Origin of the sequence: Pseudahrensia aquimaris, from assembly GCF_042676045.1 — a bacterium.
Taxonomy (GTDB): Bacteria; Pseudomonadota; Alphaproteobacteria; order Rhizobiales; family Rhizobiaceae; genus Pseudahrensia; species Pseudahrensia aquimaris.
The window spans coordinates 1-1,059 of record NZ_JBHTJV010000008.1 but is presented as its reverse complement, the minus strand read 5'-3'; the positions used below and the strand labels follow the sequence as shown (position 1 = coordinate 1,059).

Annotated in this window: 1 protein-coding gene; it reads right to left on the bottom strand. The window is 61.5% G+C overall.

What is annotated here, in order from left to right; all coding sequences use genetic code 11:
- Window positions 1-1,059, bottom strand: a 1,059-nt coding sequence (locus ACFQ14_RS08850; protein WP_377212376.1) for a DUF7507 domain-containing protein, incomplete at both ends; no start/stop codon positions are given.

Genomic DNA, 1,059 nt, shown 5'->3' with positions numbered 1-1,059 from the left:
CACCGAGGCTGGCGGTGACGTCACCGTGCCGTTTTCGGCAAACGCCTGATTGGTCACCGAACCCGCATCAAGATCGCTCTGCAATATCGTGTACGAGCCAACACAAGTCTGGCTCGTGCCCGGCAGGAAGTTGCCCGTGAAGCAGTCGATGGTGCCAATTCTGTCGTCCACAACCGTCGTCGTGCCCGTCAGCGTCAGATTGCCCGCATTCGTCAGCGTGAATGTGTAGTTGATGACATCGCCCACAGCCGCATAGCTGGTCTCGACCGCAGCCTTGGTGACCGTCAGCGCCGGAGCCTGCGTTGCCGGAATGGTCTCAGACGTGATCGGCGTCGTGATCGGCGGCCCACCCGCAGGCGTGGTCGAGGCGGAAGCAAGGTTCGTCACCGAGCCGTTATCCAAATCAGCCTGCTGAACAATGTATTGACCCGTGCAGGTCAGTGATGCTGTGGGAAGCAAACCACCTGCTGGCAGCGCCGGACAGGTGACCGTGGGGATTAGGTTGTCAGTAACCGTGATCGGCGTGGTGATCGTCGTGTTGCCGGTATTGGTGACGATGTAGTCAAAGTCAGCCGTATCGCCCGGCTGCTGGAAGGCCACATTGGTCGCGTTCTTGACCAAAGACATGCTCGGCGCACGCGGAACAACAGCAATTGTCGGATCGCTCGGATCGCTGGTCACGGGGTCGTCGGAGACTGCGTTGACCGGCGGGCCAGTCGGTGGATTGCCAGCGACCGTCGCCTGGTTGGAATACGTGCCAGCGTCTATGTCAGCCTGCTGGACCGCATAGCTCGCCGTGAACGTCGCCGTATCGCTCGCCCCCGGTGCCAGCGTGATCGGACCGCCCGATACCGTCGCACCCGGGTCGGTCACCGTGATACCAGACAACGTCACATTGCCCGTGTTCGTCACCGTGAACGTGTAGTTGATCGCATCACCAACCTGCACAGGCGACGACAACAGACCGGACGTATCCGCGCTCTTGGTGATTGCAATCAACGGGCTGGAGCCCAGCGGCGTCACCGTCGGGTCGTCATCCCCGCCGCCATCGGCTGGGTT